The sequence below is a fragment of the Peribacillus frigoritolerans genome, assembly GCF_030676415.1.
GTDB classification, from domain to species: Bacteria; Bacillota; Bacilli; order Bacillales; family DSM-1321; genus Peribacillus; species Peribacillus frigoritolerans_A.
The window spans coordinates 18023-37302 of sequence record NZ_JAUUTW010000027.1 but is presented as its reverse complement, the minus strand read 5'-3'; the positions used below and the strand labels follow the sequence as shown (position 1 = coordinate 37302).

Genomic DNA, 19280 nt, shown 5'->3' with positions numbered 1-19280 from the left:
TTTTAGGGGTTCTATTAGGGGATTAATCACACTTCTCGTAGGACTCAGTATTATATAGTAAATATTTCCTTTGTTTTTAACTGTGTGATTTTAATATCTCAACAGTTTATTATAAAGGAAGAATAACTTAATCTAATACTATAATGAAGTAAGTATTTAAAAGGGAAGTGATAGTTACATGCTTTATATAAGCGATATCGAAAAGATAATTAATAACACATTAAATGAGCACAATTTGGATATTATTCATGAATTTGACAATAATCTAAGTGCACCTATGAGTTATAACGTATCGACCAATACTATAAAATTCAATTACCTTCAAGTTAACGGTTATAAAGGGAAAATTAGAATTAAAGAGACAGAGGAAGACTTTGTTAAAATTATTCTTTATCGTATGATTGGTTATTATTTAGATTTTAAGAAAAACAAACATGATTTAAGGATTTTAATGTATGGTCACGAAGAAGAAAAAGAAAAGCTAAAATCTGAAATAGAAACTAATGCTTGGGATTATGGGAGAACATTAATACCTGAACAACTATTGGAGTCATATGATAAAGTTCGTGAATTAGATAAAATGCTAATAAATTAATGTACTCTAAGAAAATGGAGACCCGATTTTAAACTAAACAAGAAAAAGAAGCCTCCTTGGAGAATCTCTCTGAAGCTGACTTTTGAGTGAGAAATTAAACTGATATCCAATAAGACAAGACCCAGAGAAAGAGGAGTTGTCTTAGAAAGCTTGATAAATAAACAAATAGAAAATGAAGTTCAAAGTTCGTGCTCAATTTTTAAGAGAAAACATGGAAAAGCATATCGATTACTTGACTAAAGAAATACACTGAACATACTTCTGAAGAAAGGTTTTATGAACATCATATACTAGATAAAGAGGAAAGAGAATTATTGTTGAAGTGGGCTACAGAGAACGATTGCGTAGATAAGTATTATGACCTGCTCATCCAACAATTTGTTCATAGCAGTAATTTCGATACAGCAGACCATAATTACGATGTTTTTATCCAACCAAACTTGAAGCAATTTAATTGAGAACAATTTCTTGCTATATGATGGTATTAACAGAAACCGTAAATGTTATGCGCATAGATTTGAACGCTTAGTGCTATCATTTTAAATTCGGTTTTATTATTATTTCCTTTTGTATATATGATTATAGGAACAGTGATATTTGGTGTTTAAGTTTTTGATAATACTGATGACCTTTCTTCAATTAACGGGTGCTTTACTTTAATAAGAGAGTTGCTTTGGCAGCTCTTTTTCTTATGAGACTATCGGGGCAGTTCAGTTGAACAAGGAATTAGATTATTATGCTAATATTAGACTTAAGTTAGGGGGCGATAATGTGGAAGACAAATTAATGGAAATGCCCTTTCCAGAACTTATCTCAAAATTAGCGGTAGCACCTTTATATATTTTAGTGGTAATAGTGGCTATTTTAAATGTAATACTAAATAGAAAAACTAAAGGATGTTTAAATTTTTTCTTGATAATGGGTTCTTGGGTATACATTTGTATATATTTATTAGCACTGTATTTCTTTTTCTTTGGAAAATAAATAGTTATAGAACTAATGGCTGCGTTAGATCTATAGGGTGTAATAAAAGAGAGTACAAGAAGTAGTCTCTTTTATTTATACATAATCAACATTAATGTTTCACAAGCCTAAATAAATGGACAGTCAAAGGGGACACTCATAAATAAGGTCCCCTTTCATAATGTATTACGGTAATAAAGTTTTATATTGTTCCATTAAATCACCTGCATATAAGCTTGTTATCATTAAGAAAATGGCAAGCCCAATGTATAATGAGAACCAGATGACTTTTGTTTTGAGACTCGATGAGTAATAGGATTTCTCTTTATCCCTAATTTCAGTTTGTTCTTGCACTTCTTTAAAGAACGTTGCTACTATTCGTTCATACGTGCCTATATTTTCAAAATCGGTCGGTCCGTACTGGTATTCATTCGAATTAGCAGCATCCATTAAGGACCTATAAATATTTAATTTTACCTCGGTCAGCTGTTTTTCTTTTAGCTTATTATCATCAAATAGGGGGATATGCCAACTCTTCATGTTGTTAAACTTTTCATGTAGTTGACTTAATTCCATATTCCAAATATTAACCAGGCGAATTTTTTCTTCATCTGTTGCACTTGCATATTGTTCTAGTTGCCTTAAACCAAATTGATTCAATTCAATCATGTTGTCTCTTTGATTTCTGGTTGTCTCGCTGCGGAATTCTTTCCACCACTTAGAAATACCCAATAATAAGAAAAGAATTAAAAATGGATTTGGATGGAGAAACAAATATACAACCATTCCGATAATCCCTAATACCCAAAGCTTTGTAGAGATGACTCCCACTATACGTCCTCCATCAAGAGGATGCACAGGCATTAGATTAAATAGGTTAATCATGGCTCCAAGTGTAATAACTAAAAGCCAAAATGGATTTTCCGTCATCATAAATAGAGGGATGGCTGGTAGAAATGCTAATGTACCTAATAAAGGACCTCCGAAGGCAAGATAAGCTTCTTGGTTAGCATTCTTGGGTTCTTCTTTAAGGGCAATTAACGCTCCGACAAACGGGATGAAAATGGCATTGGATGTTTTGATGCCTTTTCTCTTAGCAGCAAGTAAATGCCCCATTTCATGGATGTAAATTAAATAGACAAGGGCTACGGCAAATTTCCACCCGTAAACCAAGGCATACGCTCCTAATGAAACGAAAATAGAAATCAGGGAACCTACCTTTGCTATTTTCAATAGCGCAAACAACCATTTCATTTTCCCTAGGAAAAATAACCCGATTGCCCCCAAACTTAACCATCCTTTATTCAATTTAGATTCTTTCAAAATGTACCTCCTAGAGTAAATGGGAAAACAGATGACCCCAGTGACACTATGTCTATCTGAGCCCCTTCTTGATTTATCATCCTGCTAATATCCATATTATATCGTATTATACAATACTTTTATCTCCTTTTTAGGAATATTTTTCTAGGATATTAACTTTCAAGTATTACATATTTTTATAATTAAGATAGAGTGCATCTATCACAGAAATACTAGATGGAGGTAATGAACATAATTTTTGATAAAGAAGCTGTTGATGATTCAGAAGACTATGGAAAATTAGTCCCTGCAAAAGAAGTGCTATAGAATGTATATTAGAAGAAAAAAGTATGTTTTTCCAACCGGATAATAAGGACGGAGGTAAAAAAGGCTGAAAAAAATGAGGTTAGCAATGCGGAAAATGGTGAGAAAAAGTAATACAGTCCTGGTATTGTTTAGTGGAGTTTTAGACTCTACTACTGGAGAAGACTTTCCAACATACAAAGACTGTGCAGTGGAACTTGCTAGAATGTATAGGACAGCATATACCAAGATTGGAAAAGATATTGAACTTATTTTTAATAACTCATATAAATTTAATTGGGATATGTACGAACCGCCGAAACGATTATATTTTCTTTCAGTAGATATATAAGTAAATTCTATAGATAAAAAGGATTTAATGAAATTACTTTAAAATGATTAACATGGATTAAACAAACCATCTTGTATTACTTTAATCCCAATTATAGATGTGGCGAAGCGCTCCTCGGTATGTTTGAAAGGCAAATATGCGGTTGTAATATGACGTAAAAGCTTTCCGTTGGGTATCCCGTCTGCCCCGGCTACCGTTATAATAAAACCATATAAAAAATGGTCAACCAGAAATATTTTCTGACTGACCTTATAATACGAAGGGGCAGGTTCGTTCCATAAGCGAGCGTTCATACTGTGTACTTAAAGTTTGTATCTTTTTGAATAAAATTCAATTATAAAAGCCAGATTATAAAAATGAGAAATATGAGTGATACAAATGAGGGCCCTGTATGAACCAAGCTGGCGTTAATGAAAAGTATAAGGTATCGCCATTCTATGTGTTTTTTTTAGTGCATTCTATGCAAACAGGATTAGGTGTGTTAAATTTTCAAAGAGATTTAGCTAAGGCGACGGGAACGGATGGCTGGATCTCCATACTCCTAGCCGGACTGATTGTTCATATATTAATTTGGCTTATATATAAGATTTTTAGCATTGTTCCTGGTGATATCATTTCTGCCAATAATTATGCATTGGGTAAATGGATAGGGAATTTCTTCAGTCTCTTATTCATTATTTATTTTTTTGTCCTTGGAATGACGATCATCATCGGCTATATAAATGTTATTCATATATGGATGTTTGATGAGGTATCTTCTTGGGCGTTTGCTTTGGTTTTCCTGATCCTGATTTATTATATAAATACGGGAGGGTTCCGAACCGTTACGGGTATCGCCTTTTTAACTGTAATAGGTTCATATTGGCTTTTATTTGTACCATTATATGGTTTTAAATACGCTGATTTCACCAGTTTTCTTCCGGTTTTCGATCATACTTTAATCGAAATAATGAAAGGAACTAGAAGCATTTCATTATCAATGCTTGGTTTTGAAATGATCCTGATGTTTTATCCATTCATCAAGAATGCTGAAACATCAAAAAAGTATGCTCACGGAGGAGCCTTGGCCACTACGTTATTGAACCTATTAATTTATTTTGTTTCATCAGTCTTTTATTCACAGAAACAGTTGGCCCTTACCCTATGGCCAACACTCACAATGACTAGTGTCATTGAATTACCCTTTATTCAACGTTTCGAATACATAACTGTTTCTTGGTGGGCCATTGTTATCATACCCAATATGGTCATTCCTTTATGGGCTGCCAGCAGGGGCATCAAACGTTTATTCAATGTCCAGCAAAAGTATCCCTTATGGGTAATGTCCATAATGATACTGCTTGTCAGTATATTTTTTTTCGATATTGATTCCTTATATGTATTAAATAAAATAATCAATCCATACAGCGTGTGCTTCCTGGTTTTATACTTGCCTCTTCTTTTGGTTTTCATAAGCATAAAAAGATGGAGGAGACGTTTATGACAAAGTTTCATTTATATAAAAAGCAGAATAAAATGTAAGATATTTCGTTGATTATTCTTATAATTGATGCTATTACACAGAATTTCTATCTTACAGTTTGTGTTAACTCTGAGATATATCTTATATAACTAACAGGTGCGTTAGCTGAAGATCAGAGCTGTCTTTAAGGCAGCTCTTTCTTTATGCAACTTTCGGGGCAGGTTAGTTTAACATGAAGTAGTAAAATAGCGTTGATAAAAAACTGTAATTCCCCAATCAACACTGTTTATAAATGTTTCAATTGGAAAAAAAGGTGTGATTATGAGGAAATTATTATGGAGTTTCAGTTTGGTAGTTATCATTGTGGCATTAGGGGGATGTTCAAGTTCCTCCAAAACTTCGGGTTATCCTGAAGTAAAAGACGATGGCTATCAAATAGTAGAGTACGGTGGATTAAGTGATAACCGAGCTGTATTGGATAAAGATAATGTCAAAAAGATTGAGGACGTTATAGCTGATGTTTCAAATGGGGTAAAACAGTATCAGTTGATAAAGGTAGCAAAGAAGATGCTGTATTTTGGTTTATAGTCCAAGATAACAAGGAAGGGCAGAAATACAAGGTCTGGTTCAACGAACTGGCTCCGCAGACGTGCCAGATGGAAAGCAAGTATGGGGCGTTTTGGAAGGGAACGACGGTGAAACATTATCCTCTATTTTCAAACTTAATGATCAGAAATAAGGAGTAGAGAAATATTAAACTACCATGAAAATAAGTTTCTTTAAAAATGAAAAATGACAATACTTAAGACAACCCTACTCAATCGTTTAAAAAAAGAGGAGAGCGTTAATTAATTAGACTATGGATTAGGGTTGACTGGATTAAGGTCAGTATTAGTATTGACACTTCCTAACCATTTTCATTCTTTGTGGTGAATCGCCGATTTTTGCGATTCATGGATGGCTAACGGGTGTGTTAGCTGAAGATCAGAGCTGTCTTTAAGGCGGCTTTTTCTTATGGAACTAAAGGGGCAGTTAGTTGAATTTTATTAAGAAAAATAAATAAAAAATTGACTAGAGAAAAAGTTAATGTTAAATTTAACTTACGAACGTTCGGAAGGTTGGTAAAATGACTTCAGAGCGATTTTAGGAACTTGCCTTAAAGTATTTCGCACAAAATGGGCAATGTAAAGACCGGTATGAGAAGTATGACTCAGCTAATTTTGGATTCGCGCTGCTTTTTTTCCACCAATCCATCTTAATAATCAAGTGATGAAAAATGGAACGAATACCAGGATAAGTTAGAAGAACTTTTGCTTCCGGTTATAGAAAAAGCGAAGACTGATGGAGAAATTAGTTCAACAGTTGATAAACATTGGGCTACTGCTGCATTTTTGGGAATATTAGTTCAAATGTTATATGGAGGCCACGAACGCTTGATGAAAAGACTAGATGCTACTTGGTATTTGTATTGGCGTGGACTTTCTAATGATTAATGGTCTTGGAGGGAATTTTATGAATCGAAATTGGGCATATGTTATTATTGCCGGTATTATTGCTTGGTATTTGCATTGGCGTGGACTTTCTAATGATTAGTGATCTTGGAGGGAATATTATGAATCGAAATTGGGCATATGTTATTATTGCCGGTATTATTGAGATAATGTGGGCAATGGGATTGAAGTATTCAAATAATTTGATTTCTTGGGCAGGCACATTTTTCCTTATCTATGTATCCTTTGTTGTTTTGATGAAAGCTACAAAAAAACTACCCGTTGCTACTGTTTATGCTGTCTTTACAGGAATAGGAACTGCGGGAACAGTCATGGTTGAAATGGTGGTTTTTGGAGAACCTTTCAGTTGGACAAAAATATTGTTTATTCTCCTGCTTCTGTCTGGTGTAGTAGGATTAAAACTTGTGACAAATGAAACAAGCAAGAAAGAAGGTGCCGTATAAATGGCTTGGTTATATCTTATCTTGGCTGGAGCTTTTGAAGTGGTTGGTGTTACGGGTATGAATAAAGTTGTTAAAGATAAAAACTTACAGTCGTATATAGTATTATTTATGGGATTTATAATGAGTTTTGGTTTTCTAAGTCTAGCTATGAAAACTCTCCCTATGGGAATCTCCTACGCGGTATGGACTGGGATTGGAACTGTAGGAGGAGTAATTATTGGAATGTTGTTTTATGGAGAATCAAAAGACTGGAAACGCATTTTATTTATAGGGGCAATTTTAATAGCAGTAGTGGGTTTGAAATTGACATCATAAATATCATACGTTGTTGAACTAATGGGGGCGTTAGTTCAGCAAGCCCACAAACAATGACCGTTTATTTCGGTCAATTTCTTGAATTCTTTTAATGATTAAGCCCTTATTATAAACCATAGGAAAAAGCTCTCCGGAACCGGACAGCTTTTTTTGTTTTACAAAGTATCAACATATACCATAGCGACTTAAGGCTAATTCGATAGAGAGACTTAGCCAACAGGTATCGAATAGCCTAATAAACCTTTTTAATATGGCTCCATACTTCTTGTAATGACTTCCCGTCAAACCTGGATTGTTCTAATAACTCCTCTATCGAATCAAACGATTGCAAATCAGATTGGTAGTCAGATAGATGCCATTGATTGGAATGTTCATTGACGTGATAAATTATATCTTGAAAAGCAAAACCGACCCTTTCTCTCTTATAGACATCTTCTTTTAGCTGTTCATATGAATAGTTCATTTGTTCGAGAGCAAGTTCGGCATATATTCGAACTTCACTATCGACATCATTCTTAAAATTTTCTATCAATGAATGTAGAATTTCATCATCTAATCTATATGTAAGAGAATTCGAAACACGATTAGCAACACAACATCTCACATATCGGTCGTGATAATTACTTAAAGTTAATAGTAGATTTCCAAACCACTTCAAATCCACATCGCCTTGTGCTAGGTCCGGTATAGCACGTATTAGTTCATCAACATTATCTTCTTGGATAAACTTTTCAAGGTCTTGTTTACTGTATACCTTTACCTCCATTCCCTCAAAATCAAATTCCACATTTTCAAGGTATAGGTTTTTTAGAAATTCTTCAAAGCTATCTGCGATTTGTATAATTTGTTCCAAATCAACGTCTACATAAACAATGGGGGGGTCAGAGGTGGCATTACGGTAATCAAATGCGAGCCAAGTATGACCGTCTCCATTGAATAAAATAAGTCCTTCCGGCAGTTCCCACTCTTTTATGTAATAATCATTTTCAAGTATTCCATTTCCGGCACCAATCCCTTTAATGTGTTCCACTATAACAAAAGATTCACCCCAGACGGTAGGAACAGGAGACGGATGAGCATTACAGATGGGTTGTCCCCCATTTTGTTGCTTAAGAATAGCAAGGTACGAGTTTGGTAATGTTACATTAAATAATTCTTCTGCTTTTATTACGTTTTCATCTGTTAATGGTTGTAACATATACTCGTCATTACTTGCTTCCCATATACTTATTACCAAAAAATTCACCTCATAGATGTTTGATTAATATTAGAATTTCAAGCGGTTGCTTCTTTCTTGTACGAACTTTCTATATCATACTACAAAAAAATGATTCCTTATTTTTTATTGCAACAGTCTTTACGAAAACAGCTTTCATTAACAAGGTCAAGTCATAAACTCTCACTTCTATGTTGCCTAATGATTTAAAATCATAATATAAAAAATGTTATAATTCGTAAAAACTGTGTGATGATGAGCTTTGCAATAACCTTATTCAACTAAAGGGACTCGAACAGTGGAATGCTGGTTGATGGGGTGGTTTTCATCAGGAGATATTTTGGTTGTTGTACAGAGAATGTGAAGTTATAATAAACATTTCCGATCAGTTTGATAAAAAGTGCTTAAGCATGGTATAAGTGTAAAGGAAGCAGGGACATTCTGCTTTTTAATTTGGGATAAGGGGTTGCCTGGTAACCCATAATGAAAGGATTGGAATTTGAATATGATAGATAATTTTTGGCGTGATCTACCACGACCTTTTTTTATACTGGCACCAATGGAAGATGTGACGGATGTAGTTTTTCGCCATGTAGTGAGTGAAGCAGCCAAACCTGATGTGTTTTTTACAGAGTTTACAAACACGGAGAGTTATTGTCACCCAGAGGGCATCCGTAGTGTCCGTGGCCGTTTGACTTTTACAGAGGATGAACAACCAATTGTAGCCCATATATGGGGGGATAAGCCTGAATATTTTCGGCAAATGAGCATTGGTATGGCGAAACTAGGCTTTCGGGGTGTGGATATCAATATGGGCTGTCCTGTACCTAATGTGACACAGAATGGGAAGGGAAGTGGCCTTATCCGTCGTCCAGAAGTTGCAGCAGATTTAATACAAGCAGCAAAAGCAGGAGGATTGCCCGTAAGTGTAAAGACAAGGCTTGGTTACACGGATGTAGACGAATGGCACGACTGGCTAACACACATATTGAAACAAGACATTGTTAATCTTTCCATTCATCTGCGTACAAGAAAGGAAATGAGCAAAGTAGATGCTCATTGGGAACTAATCCCGGAGATTAAGAAACTTCGTGACCAGGTGGCACCAGATACGCTCTTGACGATCAATGGGGATATCCCTGACCGGCAAACTGGCTTAAAGCTCGCTCATCAATACGGAATTGATGGGGTTATGATTGGGCGTGGTATTTTCAATAATCCATTTGCCTTTGAAAAGGAGCCGAAAGATCATAGCAGTAAGGAATTGCTTGATCTCTTAGGGTTTCATCTGGATCTCCATGATAAATATTCAAAATTAGAGCTACGTCCGTTCAAGGCTCTTCATCGCTTCTTTAAGATATATGTCCGTGGGTTTCGAGGGGCAAGTGAATTAAGAAATCAATTAATGAACACAGAGTCAACAGATGAAGCACGTGCTTTGCTCGAAAACTTTGGGTCAAAGAATCTTGATGGAATGGCGGAACAGTAGAAGTGTCCCAATTCAAGGTAAAAGCGAAGTAGGATGTTAAACTGGTGTGCCCCAAAAAAATTAGAGTTTATATTAAGCAGTTAATTGGCTGGTGTGAAGGCGGTATTGAACCGGACGCATTCCCGCCAATTTTTGCTTTATATGTTTGTTATTATAAAATCTATAATCTATATTAGGTTGGACTGTAATTGACAACACAAGGGGTGTTGGTGATTTTACAAAAAACTAACGGAACCAATATCAGCTGATTCCGTTAGCAATATTTCATTTAAGACGCCATTTTAGCTGTGTTTTTTACTTGTAGGCTGATAATTTATCTAAAATAATGGTCTTCCCCATTTGCTTACTTTTAATTTGCAAAATCATATAATTCAAGATCGCAATGTTTATTTATACAAATAAATTCTCTCAATTCCATTGTTTCTAGAAATTCTGTACAATTTCTGTGCAATCCTTATCAATAAATATTAATTGAGATAAAGGGTAGGTTTTTTTTTATTTTTAAATTGGAAGTGCGTATGGACTTATTGCGGAAAGTAATCTTACATGAAAATAATAAGAGGAAGACATCATTAGGAAATTGATCAAAAGTCCTTAGTAGTCGCTTTCGGAAAGGATCCTGCGGTTATTTCCTTGCAAACAAGTATACAAGGACTTTTATAATTTACAAAAAAGAAATAGCACCACTAATTATAGCTAATACTGTTAAGGTTAACGATGTCAAGATGGCCCATTTGTATGCGAATTTCTGATATTCTCCAAGGTCTTTATCAACCATACCAACTAATAGAATGGTTGATGCAACAAGTGGACTCATTAAATGAGCGGGTTGTCCCAATATAGAAGCCCGGGCAATTTCTAACGGACTAATACCATAGGCTGAAGCAGCTTCTGCAAGAATAGGGAGAACTCCAAAATAATAGGCATCATTCGATAAAACGAAAGTGAATGGCATACTTGTAATGCCAACAATGACAGGAAAAAACTGACCTAATGAAGCAGGTATTATCGCAACCAGTCCATTAGCAATAGCATCAACCATTTTTGTACCGGAAAAGATTCCTGCAAATACTCCTGCCGCAAAAACTAATAGAACAACAATTAAAGCGTTTCCAGAATGTGCTAAGATACGTCTTTTTTGCATTTCCAGATTGGGGTAGTTAATCATTAAAGCAATAGCGAAACCAACCAAAAATAAAATAGGGGAAGGTACCAATCCCATAATAAGAATAACCATAATGCCTACCACAATTAATAAGTTAACCCACAAAAAACGAGGGCGTTTAATGTCAATATGAGGAAATGTTTCAGTGGCTTCAATTTCTACAGTAGCAGCTATTTCATTTTTCAACTCTTCCATGTGTATTACACCCAGTCGTTTACGTTCTTTTTTCCCTAAAATAAATGCGACGAACATAACCCAAAGAGCACCACCGATGATGGTAGGAATAAGTGGAACAAAAAATTCGGATGCATCAAGTCCCAATACTGCTATTGCTCGGGTAGCAGGTCCACCCCAGGGGGTCATACCACTCATAACACTTAAAGCTAGCATGGCTACTGTGGCTAAAACCAATGGATTCATACCGATTCGTTTATAAAGGGGATACATAGCTGAAACAGTAATGATATACGTTGTTGTACCGTCTCCATCTAGGGCCACTAGTAATGCAAGAATAGTGGTACCCATCGAAATTTTGACAGGATCTCCCTTGACAACTTCTAATAACTTTTTGATAAGTGGGTCAAATAAGCCCGTGTCTATCATAATACCAAAAAACAATATGGCGAATAATAATAGAGCTGCAGAAGGAGCGACTAGCTTAATGCCTTCCATCATCATAGTGCCAATTTTACTTCCAAAACCACCAACTACTGCAAAAACGATTGGAACTAAAGTTAAAGCAACAATGGGTGATAAACGTTTGGACATAATTAAATAGGTAAAAACGGTAACCATGGAGATGCCTAAAATTGTAAGAAACATTATTTAATCCCCTCCCAAATTTTGAATGCGCTTTCAAATGGTCTCTGGATGACTAAGAAATATTTTTTTGACTCTTCAGAAAAATTAACTGGTAGATTAATAAGTTTTATACTATGCTTATGCGCTTTTCATTATTAAAGGTAATACAGAGAGAACAATAAGTTAAATACATATTTTTTTTGTATTGGTATCAAAATAATTTATTCTTTAAAAAAGAATGGAGAGTAGAGCAAAGAATGCCAAAGGATAATTGATTGAATAACGAGATTTTTTTAAAAGTTTAATGCAGTTTTTTAGTATTAAAAAAGAAGATCATCATCTAAATATTGTGGATGATAACCTTCTTTTTCTTTATAAATCAGACTTTTGCAGTGTCCTTGAGCAAAGCTCACTCCTTTTTATTTAACATTTAGTTTTACGTTACTGTTCTTGTCTTTTTTTCTTAAACTTAATTTCAATACCAATCTTAGTAATGGAGGCACTGCGGCATAAATAAAAGCCATCCGAAATAGTTGATAGCTGGTAACAGTAGATACATCAGCATTTACTGCTTGTGCAATGATTCCCATTTGATCCATTCCACCAGGGGCTAAACTTAAATAACCCGTAATAGTCGATAAATCATAATACTGGGTCAGTAGTAAACTAAAAAACATTGTTGCGCAGATCAAAATTAGTCCGTTCAACAAAGCCAATAATAAGGTTTTTCTTTTGTTTTCAAGTTGTTCCGGTTTTAATAGTAAACCGATATAACCGCCAACCATAAATTGAGATATATCAAGAAGTGTAGGAGGAAGTGGTGGTCCACGCAAACCAAAAAGGCCTATTGCAGCAGCAACGATTACTGGTCCTAAAAAATAAGGAGCTGGTAATTTAAATATTTTACCTATTCTTGCTGCGAGAAAACAAATAAGTGCGAACAGAAATATAAGAGGAAATAAATCACTCCACTCTGGAATAACGTAATCCATTATTTTAGATGAGTCATTGTTACTTTTCGCTGCAAAAATGGGACTGAAAATTAAAAGGGGAACTAAGAAAACAACCATTATCACTCTTGTAACATGGAAAAAGGTTACTGTCGTAATATCAATACCTTTCATTTCTTCTGCAAACACAACAATTTGTGACAAACCTCCAGGAATACTACTCGTTAAGGAGGTAGGGAAGTCAATGCCGGAATATTTTGACATAACAAAAGCCGAACATACACACACAAGGACAATTAAGCTTGTAAGGATCAACATTGAGGGAAGGTGACTAATCATGTCAGACAGTGAGCTCTTGGTAAAGGAGATGCCAATTGAATAACCAGCAATAATTAATCCAGTATTTCTCATCGAAACGGGCCAAATTAATTTAACGTTTTTGATACGTGATGCAATTAATAGGGCTGTCATTGGACCTAAAAGCCAGGGGATTGGCAACCTGATAAGAGAGAAAAGGCCGCCTCCAATAAAAGCAGTTAGAAGTGCAACTGAAAATTGGATTTTCTTGCTTGCATAATTTAAATCCCGCTTTTTCATATTAATTCTCTTCCTTTGTTTAGTTTTATTTCGATTGGTCTTGTTTCTATTGTTTAGAATCATTAAGAAAATCAATAAATGCTTTTACTTGTGCCAAATCCATAGTCACATCCCGATAAAAAACCCAAGTTTCTCTAAGCAAATAGCTATTATCGCTTAATACAATGGGGAAAGTATACAGTGGTTCATCATTTTTAATACAGATTTCTGGTAAAATGGCATATCCTAAACCATTAAGAACCAGTTCTTTACATGTTTCAATCCGATCTACCTCCATTGAAATCTTAGGTGGTACCGCAAATGTTTCCTGCCACCAGTTTTCAATAGTATTTCTTAACGATTGGTCTGTCTGATAATTAACTCTAGGAAGAAAAGGAAGTTCTTTTAATTCAATTTTTTTACTGGAGGCAATACAAATTTTTTCTTCTTGAAATAACATTTTGTTTTCCTGCCATTTGTAAGGACCTCTAACTATCCCGAGGTGTGCTTCTTCTTTTTGAAGCATTTGATGAATTTGAGAGCTCCATCCAGTTTTCAAACTAATTTCAACCTCTGGATAAAGGGTTAGAAATTCTTTTAATAATACTGGTAGTTTATATCGGGCAAACAGGCCAGATACACCCAATCGCAAAGTCCCTTTTACTTTTTTATCCAAATTTGAAATATGTTCCTTTGCAGCTCCTAATTGCTTAAGCATATTTTTCGAATATTGAACGAGGTATTCCCCTTCAACTGTAAACTCGACACCTCTTTTGCCTCTAGAGATTAAATTTGTTTTGAATTCTTTTTCCAGCTGTTTTATACGATAGGATAAAGCTGGTTGAGAAATGAATAGTCGTTGTGCAGCCTTTGTTATATTTCTTTCTTCGTAAAGAGTAATTAATATAAGCCAGTCTTTTTCATCCATAAAATTTTTCTCCTTTAACCATAAAAAAAATTTATGGGTAATTATAAATAATAAAAATTTATTTGATTTCTAAAAGTATAATACAACTAGTGAATAAAAGAAATCTATCTTTTTATGTAAATCAATAGAGTCACTTCGTGTGCGTTTCTAGCATTTTTTCATAAAATTTTTCTATGGCAATGAATAAAAAAACAATATTATTTTTATTCATTATTTTCACTTATTATTTACATGAAGAGTTATCACTACTACTTAACAGGAGGGGTAAAAATGTCAAATACACAAAATTATGATGTAGTTGTAGTAGGAGCAGGAAACGCAGCTTTATGTGCCGCAATCTCAGCAAAAGAGGGAGGTGCTAGAGTTCTTGTATTAGAAAGAGGACCAGTGGAAAAGCGTGGAGGGAACTCTTTCTTCACGGATGGAGCCATTCGTGTTGCATACAATCATCTAAATGCAATCAGAGATATAATACCTGAATTAACAGATGAAGAATCCGAGTTAATTGTAATGCCTGAATACACGGAATCCGATTATTACAATGATCTAATGCGAGTAACAGGTGGCCAAAGTAATCCTGAGTTAGCAAAACAGCTGGTTTCTAGATCGTATGAAACAATTGCGTGGATGCGTGATCAGGGAATAAAATTTGAGTTGAATTATGAAAATCAATCTTTCGTACAAGATGGCAAGCGCAATTTCTGGGGAGGACTGCCTATCAAAACGGAGGAGAAAGGCGTTGGCTTAATGAGGCAGCTCTTTGCGCGGACAGAAGAAAATGGCATCGACGTTTGGTACGATTCACGTGCTGTGGAGCTTGTATCAGAGCATAACACAATAACCGGTGTCGTTGTTGAGAAGGAACATACAATGGTAACTGTTCAGACATCCGGTGTGATTTTGGCTTGCGGCGGCTTTGAAGCCAATAAGAAAATGAGAAGTGAAAATATTGGAGAAGAATGGGAAGCAGCTATTGTTCGTGGAACCGAGTTCAACACAGGAGACGGCATTTCCATGGCTATGGCAGTCGGGGCTCAAAAATTTGGGCAGTGGTCTGGATGTCATTCGATTGGGACAGATTATAATGCGCCAAAAGTAGGGGACTTCACGAAGCCAGGAGATATTTTTAAAAAGCATTCTTATCCGTACAGCGTCATGCTTAATAATGAAGGGAAACGGTTTGTTGATGAAGGAGCAGATTTGCGAAATTACACCTATGCCAAATACGGCCGTGAGGTATTAAAACAGCCTGGGCATGTGGCATATCAAATTTATGATGCACAGGTACGCCCGATGCTGCGTAAAGAATATGACCTTGAAGAAGCGACTATTTATAAAGCAGATACGCTTGGAGAGTTGGCTAGTTTATTGCCGGTCAATCAAGCACAATTTGTTAAAACGATCGAAGAGTATAACAGTGCCGTACAAGATGGTGAGTATAGACCCGCAGAGAAAGATGGCAAAGGAACGAAAGGAATTACCCCTCCTAAATCCAACTGGGCACTTCGAATTGAGCAAGGTCCATTCTATGCTTTCCCTGTAACGTGCGGAATCACCTTCTCGTTCGGTGGTTTGCATGTTGATGCAATGGGTCATGTGTTAGACAAAGAAGAACAACCGATAAAAGGTCTCTTTGCGGCTGGTGAAATGATTGGGGGGATTTTTTATGAAAACTATCCTGGTGGATCCGGGTTAATGTCTGGAGCAGTCTTTGGAAAATTAGCTGGTTCATCCGCAGCCCAATATACTCAAGAAAAAGTTGAAACGATCAATAATTACTGAGTCTTTTCCTTGAATGGTTTATTAGATAAGAATGTGTCCAAAAAATAATAGAGATACGTGAAGTAGAAGAATGAAAAATAGCCAAGGCTTAAAAAAGTCCTTGGCTGTTTGGTATTTTAAAATATCAAAAGTCTTTATACTTTGATTAAAATTCATATCATATGGTTATATACAAGGTCAAACTTAGTAACAATTTATCTATTGAAGTTTTTTCAGATGGAGTGATTGTATAGCTTTAAGCGTCCTGATGGCCGGACAATAAGATTCTTCATTACTAGCTTTTCGAGTTTAGCACCAGCTTGAAAGGATCAGGCATTAACGCTTATGAAGTCAGTTCTAACTTATCAAGATTTACCAGTTATATTGCTGTTTATCACTCCGATGCTAAAATTCAGCATGAAAAAGGGGAGGGATTTGTGTATTGGTATTTTTCTCTAAAACAATATTAGTATTTAGCTTTTTTTAAATAATATAGTAACCATAAAAATCTGTATCTGTACCCTAATTTGTATAGGGGGTTTAGCTTATCTGGGGAAATTCTTATATTCTCGATCCTAGTTTATCATTAAATTTGAAGACAGGGTTTAGGTGAAATACATTAGAGTTTGGGCTCTTTTGAAGTCTCACTTATACAAAACAAGGATCATTAAAGTAAACTATTTCGGAAAGAATTTTATTGCCTTTAATATTTTTGAATCGTTCTTTCGCTTCTTTTTCTGTGTCAAATTCAAATATTCCTTTTAAAAAGAAAGTGATGACCCATATTTGACATGCCTCCAATTAATAAATGATTTTTTGTGTTGTAAATTGAAATGAATTCAAATCAAGCTAATTGATAGGAAAGCTCGTAATTTTTTTTCGTGTACACGTATCCCTCCAAAATGATTCTTGCTGTGCGTACCACTTTAATAGCGCGTATGTGTCCTGCCAAGAAATCAACCTTTGTTTCCATTATCCCGGCCGGGTGGGCTAATCGAAAAATTTCGTGTTTAATGTTCACCATCTCAGATAAAACCGTTTCCTGTAAGTAAGCCCCTGCTGTTGCACAAATGGCTCCTGTAATAGCAAGCGCTTGATGGGGCTTTTGCATCGACATCATTCGGATCATCAAATCCATCTCTGACGCTTTTCTTTTCGATCCGTTTAGATCGACGTAATCCATAGGTGGAGCAATTAGGGTCATTTTAGGTACAGCAGGAGATTTGACAGTAGCTGATTTCTTATCGGAAAATTGACACATTTCAGCTGCTATTGACCTAATTTCTTCCAGTTCATTTAATTTTTCCTGTGAATAATCAGTGGGCAATTCGCTTCCGCTTAGACCAATATCCTGTGCCCTTACAAAAACGAGTGGATTGGCAACATCAATGATTGAAACTTGAATTAGTCGATCCTTGGTTTTAATCATGTCAATCGGATTTCCTGTAGGGAAAAGTTTTCCTGTAACTGCTCCTTCTGCACGAGAAAAAGAAAGATAGATAGGTGATCCTTTACCAGGGACCCCAGGAATTGAGCAGCATCCTTCTGATTTCACTTGTCCATTTTCAACCTCTACTTCTGCAATAATCAATTTTTGTGTATTCACGTTAAAAATTTTCACCGTTGTAACAGGTTCTTTTGCAGGGACTAATCCTTGCTCAATTGCGTAAGGTCCTACAGCAGATGAAATATTTCCACAATTTCCTTTAAAATCAACCATTTGATTATCGATGCTGATCTGGGCAAATGTATATTCCACATCGAATTCTGGTGAATCTGATTTTTTGATAATCGCTGCTTTACTTGTCAATGAATTCGCTCCTCCAAGACCATCAATCTGTCTCCGATCCGGACTGCCCATCACGTCAAGTAAGAAACCTTCCCAGTGTGAGGGATTCGAAGGCATATGTTCAAAGTTAAGGAACACACCTTTACTTGTCCCGCCGCGCATTACAACTACTGGTACTTTCATTGTATAACCACCTTTTCTCAACCAATATTTATAGCACTACCGGTTCCTTTGAAAATATAGTATGATAAGTTTATTTATAAGTAAAATACATATTTTTTTAATGAAAATGATAAAAAAACTTATAATCTAAAAAGTGGGAGATGGTTAAATGGACGAAAAAGATTGGATTGCGATAAGGGTACTATATGAAGAAAAAAACATTAGCCGTGCCGCAGAGCGTTTATATATATCGCAGCCGGCGTTAACGTATCGGCTTAAAAATTTAGAAAAAGAATTTAGCACGAACTTATTTTTCAAAATAAAAGGAGGCATTGAGTTCACTTCAGAAGGGATACATTTAGCGGGCTATGCGGAAGAAATGGTGAAAAAGTTGCAAAAAACGAAAGATTATATGCTGAATATGAAAAATGAGGTAAGAGGAACGTTAAGGCTCGGCGTTTCCAGCAACTTTGCCCAATATAAACTACCAGAAATATTGAAAAAGTTTTCAACACAATACCCTTATGTACAATTTAATGTGAATACAGGCTGGAGTACAGAAATCATGCATCTTCTGGATTCCTCTAGTGTTCAATTAGGCATTCTGCGTGGAAACTATGAATGGTATGGAATCAAATCGCTACTGCATAAAGAAAGACTTTGTTTAATTTCTAAGAAAGAGGTAGACTTGGATAATTTACCGGAACTTCCATTCATAAATTATAAAACCGACAGTTCTTTAAAAAACTTAATAAATGGCTGGTGGCATGATAGATTCCCGGAGCCACCATTTGTAACTATGGAAACAGATAGGCAGGAGACGTGCAAAGAGATGGTCAAAAATGATCTTGGTGTTTCTATTCTGCCGGAAATATGCCTGCAGCCTTCAGATAACTTGCATACATACGGGTTATCCTACAAAAATGGGAAACCGGTGTTAAGAAATACATGGTTAATGTATAACCAGGATTCATTAAAACTCTCTACTGTGAAAAACTTTATTGATTTCTTGAATAAAAATTCCAATCTTTAACGAAAAAGCACAATGAAATTATTGACAATTTCATTGTGCTTTTTTGATTTCTTAATTTAATATAAAATGGATTATAAGTTTTTTTTTCTAAAAAGTACAAAAAATATGTATTTCACTTATTTAATGATATGAACTATTCTAAAAATAGAAAACAAAGCAACAGG

At 35.3% G+C, this 19280-nt stretch carries 16 protein-coding genes; 9 read left to right on the top strand and 7 right to left on the bottom strand.

What is annotated here, in order from left to right; translation table 11 throughout:
* The first annotated feature begins 178 nt into the window (after positions 1 to 178).
* Positions 179 to 595 carry a hypothetical protein gene (locus Q8G36_RS21320; protein WP_144526961.1) on the top strand — a complete coding sequence of 139 codons (417 nt, stop codon included), beginning with the start codon at positions 179 to 181 and terminating at the stop codon, positions 593 to 595.
* A 771-nt stretch (positions 596 to 1366) separates the two neighbouring features.
* Positions 1367 to 1579, top strand: a complete 213-nt coding sequence (locus Q8G36_RS21315) for a hypothetical protein (RefSeq protein WP_305161742.1) — start codon at positions 1367 to 1369, stop codon at positions 1577 to 1579.
* 165 nt (positions 1580 to 1744) lie between these two features.
* Here the strand turns inward: Q8G36_RS21315 and Q8G36_RS21310 are convergent, their stop codons facing one another.
* On the bottom strand, positions 1745 to 2881 hold the full coding sequence (locus tag Q8G36_RS21310) for a site-2 protease family protein (protein WP_305161741.1): 1137 nt from the start codon (positions 2879 to 2881) through the stop codon (positions 1745 to 1747).
* 1025 nt (positions 2882 to 3906) lie between these two features.
* Between Q8G36_RS21310 and Q8G36_RS21305 the strand changes: the two genes are divergently transcribed.
* The 4 genes from Q8G36_RS21305 to Q8G36_RS21290 all read left to right on the top strand — a co-directional run bounded on the left by Q8G36_RS21305 (position 3907) and on the right by Q8G36_RS21290 (position 7246).
* Positions 3907 to 4998 carry a GerAB/ArcD/ProY family transporter gene (locus Q8G36_RS21305; protein ID WP_305161740.1) on the top strand — a complete coding sequence of 364 codons (1092 nt, stop codon included), beginning with the start codon at positions 3907 to 3909 and terminating at the stop codon, positions 4996 to 4998.
* Positions 4999 to 5298: 300 nt separating this feature from the next.
* Entirely contained in the window at positions 5299 to 5565 is a 267-nt protein-coding gene (locus tag Q8G36_RS21300; RefSeq protein WP_305161739.1) for a hypothetical protein, read from the top strand.
* A gap of 1024 nt (positions 5566 to 6589) precedes the next feature.
* Positions 6590 to 6931, top strand: a complete 342-nt coding sequence (locus tag Q8G36_RS21295) for a DMT family transporter (RefSeq protein WP_305161738.1) — start codon at positions 6590 to 6592, stop codon at positions 6929 to 6931.
* Complete coding sequence (locus Q8G36_RS21290) at positions 6932 to 7246, top strand: DMT family transporter (RefSeq protein WP_305161737.1); 315 nt, start codon at positions 6932 to 6934, stop codon at positions 7244 to 7246.
* Between the two features lie 232 nt (positions 7247 to 7478).
* Here Q8G36_RS21290 and Q8G36_RS21285 read toward each other — a convergent pair whose 3' ends face one another.
* Entirely contained in the window at positions 7479 to 8483 is a 1005-nt protein-coding gene (locus Q8G36_RS21285; RefSeq protein ID WP_305161736.1) for an SMI1/KNR4 family protein, read from the bottom strand.
* A 484-nt stretch (positions 8484 to 8967) separates the two neighbouring features.
* Between Q8G36_RS21285 and Q8G36_RS21280 the strand changes: the two genes are divergently transcribed.
* Positions 8968 to 9951 carry a tRNA dihydrouridine synthase gene (locus Q8G36_RS21280; RefSeq protein ID WP_305161735.1) on the top strand — a complete coding sequence of 328 codons (984 nt, stop codon included), beginning with the start codon at positions 8968 to 8970 and terminating at the stop codon, positions 9949 to 9951.
* 72 nt (positions 9952 to 10023) lie between these two features.
* On the opposite strand, the gene Q8G36_RS29390 is transcribed toward Q8G36_RS21280, so the two are convergent.
* The 4 genes from Q8G36_RS29390 to Q8G36_RS21265 form a co-directional block, all read right to left on the bottom strand.
* Positions 10024 to 10149, bottom strand: a complete 126-nt coding sequence (locus Q8G36_RS29390; protein WP_370694095.1) for an IS3 family transposase — start codon at positions 10147 to 10149, stop codon at positions 10024 to 10026.
* Between the two features lie 466 nt (positions 10150 to 10615).
* Positions 10616 to 11938 carry a CitMHS family transporter gene (locus Q8G36_RS21275; RefSeq protein ID WP_305161734.1) on the bottom strand — a complete coding sequence of 441 codons (1323 nt, stop codon included), beginning with the start codon at positions 11936 to 11938 and terminating at the stop codon, positions 10616 to 10618.
* A 398-nt stretch (positions 11939 to 12336) separates the two neighbouring features.
* Positions 12337 to 13464, bottom strand: coding sequence for an AbrB family transcriptional regulator (locus Q8G36_RS21270; RefSeq protein ID WP_305161733.1), 1128 nt, complete (start codon positions 13462 to 13464; stop codon positions 12337 to 12339).
* A 46-nt stretch (positions 13465 to 13510) separates the two neighbouring features.
* Positions 13511 to 14371, bottom strand: a complete 861-nt coding sequence (locus Q8G36_RS21265; protein ID WP_305161732.1) for a LysR family transcriptional regulator — start codon at positions 14369 to 14371, stop codon at positions 13511 to 13513.
* 270 nt (positions 14372 to 14641) lie between these two features.
* Here Q8G36_RS21265 and tcuA point away from each other — a divergent pair, with 270 nt between their 5' ends.
* Positions 14642 to 16153, top strand: coding sequence for an FAD-dependent tricarballylate dehydrogenase TcuA (gene tcuA / locus Q8G36_RS21260; protein WP_305161731.1), 1512 nt, complete (start codon positions 14642 to 14644; stop codon positions 16151 to 16153).
* 823 nt (positions 16154 to 16976) lie between these two features.
* Here the strand turns inward: tcuA and Q8G36_RS21255 are convergent.
* Positions 16977 to 18104, bottom strand: a complete 1128-nt coding sequence (locus Q8G36_RS21255) for a 2-methylaconitate cis-trans isomerase PrpF family protein (protein ID WP_305161730.1) — start codon at positions 18102 to 18104, stop codon at positions 16977 to 16979.
* A gap of 148 nt (positions 18105 to 18252) precedes the next feature.
* Here Q8G36_RS21255 and Q8G36_RS21250 point away from each other — a divergent pair, with 148 nt between their 5' ends.
* A complete protein-coding gene (locus Q8G36_RS21250) occupies positions 18253 to 19116 on the top strand; it encodes a LysR family transcriptional regulator (RefSeq protein ID WP_214773876.1) in 864 nt (287 codons plus the stop codon).
* Positions 19117 to 19280 lie beyond the last annotated feature (164 nt).

What these genes read in the sequence shown, in the direction of transcription:
- Q8G36_RS21270 (WP_305161733.1), bottom strand. Translation starts at nt 13,464, where the DNA reads ATGAAAAAGCGGGATTTAAATTATGCAAGCAAGAAAATCCAATTTTCA.
- Q8G36_RS21295 (WP_305161738.1), top strand. Translation starts at nt 6,590, where the DNA reads ATGAATCGAAATTGGGCATATGTTATTATTGCCGGTATTATTGAGATA.
- Q8G36_RS21305 (WP_305161740.1), top strand. Translation starts at nt 3,907, where the DNA reads ATGAACCAAGCTGGCGTTAATGAAAAGTATAAGGTATCGCCATTCTAT.
- tcuA (WP_305161731.1), top strand. Translation starts at nt 14,642, where the DNA reads ATGTCAAATACACAAAATTATGATGTAGTTGTAGTAGGAGCAGGAAAC.
- Q8G36_RS21320 (WP_144526961.1), top strand. Translation starts at nt 179, where the DNA reads ATGCTTTATATAAGCGATATCGAAAAGATAATTAATAACACATTAAAT.
- Q8G36_RS21255 (WP_305161730.1), bottom strand. Translation starts at nt 18,104, where the DNA reads ATGAAAGTACCAGTAGTTGTAATGCGCGGCGGGACAAGTAAAGGTGTG.
- Q8G36_RS21250 (WP_214773876.1), top strand. Translation starts at nt 18,253, where the DNA reads ATGGACGAAAAAGATTGGATTGCGATAAGGGTACTATATGAAGAAAAA.
- Q8G36_RS21280 (WP_305161735.1), top strand. Translation starts at nt 8,968, where the DNA reads ATGATAGATAATTTTTGGCGTGATCTACCACGACCTTTTTTTATACTG.
- Q8G36_RS21265 (WP_305161732.1), bottom strand. Translation starts at nt 14,371, where the DNA reads ATGGATGAAAAAGACTGGCTTATATTAATTACTCTTTACGAAGAAAGA.
- Q8G36_RS21275 (WP_305161734.1), bottom strand. Translation starts at nt 11,938, where the DNA reads ATGTTTCTTACAATTTTAGGCATCTCCATGGTTACCGTTTTTACCTAT.
- Q8G36_RS21290 (WP_305161737.1), top strand. Translation starts at nt 6,932, where the DNA reads ATGGCTTGGTTATATCTTATCTTGGCTGGAGCTTTTGAAGTGGTTGGT.
- Q8G36_RS21300 (WP_305161739.1), top strand. Translation starts at nt 5,299, where the DNA reads ATGAGGAAATTATTATGGAGTTTCAGTTTGGTAGTTATCATTGTGGCA.